Annotated in this window: 3 protein-coding genes; 1 reads left to right on the top strand and 2 read right to left on the bottom strand. The window is 52.3% G+C overall.

All coding sequences use genetic code 11. The features are described 5' to 3' along the window. Positions 1-438 precede the first annotated feature (438 nt). Positions 439-1,389 carry a type I pantothenate kinase gene (coaA, locus tag RTP97_RS21250; protein WP_312417179.1) on the top strand — a complete coding sequence of 317 codons (951 nt, stop codon included), beginning with the start codon at positions 439-441 and terminating at the stop codon, positions 1,387-1,389. A gap of 31 nt (positions 1,390-1,420) precedes the next feature. On the opposite strand, the gene birA is transcribed toward coaA, so the two are convergent. Together birA and murB are read right to left on the bottom strand one after the other, a co-directional pair. Further along, positions 1,421-2,383, bottom strand: a complete 963-nt coding sequence (gene birA, locus RTP97_RS21255) for a bifunctional biotin--[acetyl-CoA-carboxylase] ligase/biotin operon repressor BirA (protein ID WP_312417174.1) — start codon at positions 2,381-2,383, stop codon at positions 1,421-1,423. Beyond that, the gene (murB, locus tag RTP97_RS21260; RefSeq protein WP_312417176.1) at positions 2,380-3,408 is read right to left on the bottom strand and encodes a UDP-N-acetylmuramate dehydrogenase; all 1,029 of its coding nucleotides are present in this window, start codon (positions 3,406-3,408) and stop codon (positions 2,380-2,382) included. Before murB ends, birA begins: the two co-directional genes overlap by 4 nt. Positions 3,409-3,592: the final 184 nt, after the last annotated feature.

Consider the following 3,592-nt stretch of genomic DNA (forward strand, 5'->3'; position numbering starts at 1 on the left):
TTACAAGTCAGTTGCTCTACCTACTGAGCTAAGTCGGCATCAAGTAGCGCGCATTCTAGGGAGACCTGCGGACTCATGCAACAAAAAAATCGCATAAAACGTTCTATCGCTCACATTTTGTGCGCTGACATGAAAAAATGCTGTCATTTCATGCAACGCCGAACAAATATTCAACGTTTGCAGGTTTGTAAAGAGGAGCAGGAACGCTAGAAAGAGACTAAATGATTATGTGCCGATCCTGTTACGTGACGCGTATCAGTGAAAGCACTATTCGCCACTATTTTTTCTTATCCTTACCCGCAATCTGATGTTACCCTCCTGCCCATTGTCCATAATAAACTTCAATGTAGCGTGCCATTGAGCTGTCTTTCAGGACTGCGCATCGCTGAACGTTTATCTCCGATACGGTGACGATCAATGGCAGGCAGAAACATGCTTATGAATGCAGCAGAGCAAATGTTAATGACGCCTTACTTGCAGTTTAACCGCAGCCAGTGGGCTGCACTTCGTGCTTCAGTGCCGATGACCCTGACGGAAGGGGAAATTGCGCGGTTAAAAGGTATTAATGAAGATCTCTCCCTTGAGGAGGTCGCCGAGATCTATCTGCCCCTGTCGCGTTTACTCAATTTCTATATAAGCTCCAATCTGCGCCGTCAGGCCGTGCTGGAACAGTTCTTGGGTACTAACGGACAGCGCATCCCCTATATTATCAGCATCGCTGGCAGCGTGGCCGTGGGTAAAAGCACCACCGCTCGCGTATTACAGGCACTGCTGAGCCGCTGGCCAGAGCATCGCCGGGTAGAGTTGATTACCACCGATGGCTTTCTGCATCCAAACCAGGTGCTTAAAGATCGTGGCCTGATGAAGAAGAAAGGCTTCCCGCAGTCCTATGATATGCACCGCCTGGTGAAGTTTGTTTCCGATCTCAAATCGGGCGTGCCGGACGTGACTGCCCCCGTTTACTCCCATCTTATTTATGATGTTATTCCCGATGGGGATAAGACGGTTACCCATCCCGATATTTTAATTCTCGAAGGCCTGAACGTGTTGCAGAGCGGGATGGATTATCCTCACGATCCGCACCATGTATTTGTCTCGGACTTTGTCGATTTCTCTATTTATGTTGATGCTCCGGAAGAGCTATTACAGCGCTGGTATATCAATCGCTTCTTAAAATTCCGTGAAGGGGCATTTAGTAATCCGGACTCCTACTTCCACAGCTATGCGAAGCTCTCTGAAGAAGAGGCTGTTAAGGTCGCTACCTCCCTGTGGCAGGAGATCAACTTTCTGAATTTGAAAGAAAATATACTGCCGACACGTGAAAGGGCTAGCCTGATCATGACTAAAAGCGCTAATCACGCGGTTGAGCAGGTACGGTTACGCAAATAAAAGAGGGAGCACTATGCTCCCTTTTTCATTATTATCCCGCGCTTCTTAGCGAAATTTCACCGCCCATCCAGGCTTTGATTGCCCCATCCTGCTCTAACAGCAGCGCGCCTTGCGCATCTATTCCGCGTGAAATACCGACTATCTCTTTATCGCCAATAATAAGTTTGACCGGACGGTTAATAAAGTTATCCAGCTTCTCCCAGCGGGAAAGATAAGGGGTTAATCCCTCCTGTTCGAATAGCTCCAACGCAGCGCGCAGCTCGTTGATCAGCCGGGCGGCCAGCGTATTGCGATCGATAGCGATCCCCGCCTCCTGAAGATTGATCCACCCCTGGTTGATGACGTCTGACTCAACCTGCCGCATCGCCAGGTTGATCCCCGCCCCGATAACGATCTGGGCTGCGTCACCCGTCTTTCCTGTCAGCTCAACAAGGATACCGGCCAGCTTGCGATCCTGGAGATAGAGATCGTTGGGCCATTTAACACGTACCTGGCTGGCACCCAGATCGCGCAGCACTTCTGCCATCACGATACCGATGACCAGGCTCAGGCCAATGGCAGCGGCTGGCCCCTGTTCAAGACGCCAATACATAGAGAGATAGAGGTTCGCCCCAAAAGGCGAAAACCATTTACGTCCGCGCCGACCCCGCCCTGCCTGCTGATATTCGGCAACGCAGGCATCGCCTGACTGTAGAGTACCGATACGATCCAGCAGGTACTGATTCGTTGAACCAATAACCGGCAGGACCGCTACCTGGCCCTTGTTTATCTGACTGCTGATGAAATCCTGGCTTAGCAGGTGGATAGGCTCCGGCAGACTGTACCCTTTTCCAGGTACGGTAAAGACGTCAACGCCCCAGTCGCGCAGGGTTTGGACATGTTTGTTAATGGCCGCCCGGCTCATTCCCAGGCGCTCACCCAGCTGCTCCCCTGAATGGAACTCGCCGTCGGCAAGGATAGAAATCAGGGTTAATGGAATAGTATTGTCCTTCACGCAATAATCTCCACAGCGTTTACTTCTCCCGTTGGGCCGATAAAACGTACCTCCGGCTCCAGCCAGACATTGAATTTTTCGCCTACCTGCTGGCGTACATGGTGTGCCAGCGCGACTACATCCTTACTGGTCGCCTGGTGCTCGTTGATAAGCACAAGCGCCTGATGGCGATGAACGGCCGCTCCCCCTACCGTTGTGCCTTTCAACTGGCAGCGATCGATAAGCCAGCCGGCGGCCAGTTTGACGGTGCCATTAGCCTGTGGATAGTGCGGCGCTTCAGGATAGTGTGTCAGCAGCTGCTGCGACACCTCTGCGCTCACTACGGGGTTTTTAAAGAAGCTTCCTGCGTTACCGTTTACTTTTGGATCGGGAAGCTTGCTCATGCGCATATTGCAGACGGTATCAAAGATCGCCTGCGCCGTGGCGGTAGCGGGATCGAGACGCGCCAAATCGCCATAGGTTAGTACCGGCTGCCATGCCTTGGGTAAACGTAGCCCCACCGCAACAATGGCATGAGAGTGCTGATACTCATGTTTGAAGATACTGTCCCGGTAGCCAAAGCGGCACTCCTGGGCGGTAAGACGCAGCGTATGGCCTGTAGCAAGCTCAACGCAGTCAACGTAGTCACAGACGCGCTGTAGCTCAACGCCATACGCGCCAATGTTTTGAATGGGGGATGAACCTACGCAGCCCGGTATCAGGGCCAGATTCTCCAGGCCGGGCATCTCTTTACTCAACGTGTACTGAACCAGCTGGTGCCAGTTCTCCCCTGCGCCAACGTGCACATGCCAGGCGTCAGTTTTGTCGGTGATATCGATACCCATGATGCGGTTAACAATAACGGTTCCGGCAAAATCATTCAGAAAAAGAACGTTACTCCCTTCCCCCAGGATCAGTACGGGCTGTTGGATCTGCGCGGCATTCTGCCAGGCGCTAAGGAGCTGTTGCACATTTTCGGCAAGCACGATGTGATTCGCATTATGCGCAATGCCAAAGGTATTCCAGGGCTTAAGGGAGTGATTCATAGACGCCATCCAAAGACAAAAACAGGGCTAGTGTACCCCATATGCCGGACGATCGCTTGTGAATGAGGAGTAATCGCCCGGTGGCGCTGCGCTTACCGGGCCTACGGAGTGCTGATGCTGCCTGCGGCACAACGCAAAAAGGCCATCCGTGAGGATGGCCTTCTGCTTTGTTTGATGCCTGGCA

The sequence above is a fragment of the Pseudescherichia sp. genome (genome assembly GCF_031998825.1).
Lineage (GTDB): Bacteria > Pseudomonadota > Gammaproteobacteria > Enterobacterales > Enterobacteriaceae > Pseudescherichia.

What these genes read in the sequence shown, in the direction of transcription:
- coaA (WP_312417179.1), top strand. Translation starts at nt 439, where the DNA reads ATGAATGCAGCAGAGCAAATGTTAATGACGCCTTACTTGCAGTTTAAC.
- murB (WP_312417176.1), bottom strand. Translation starts at nt 3,408, where the DNA reads ATGAATCACTCCCTTAAGCCCTGGAATACCTTTGGCATTGCGCATAAT.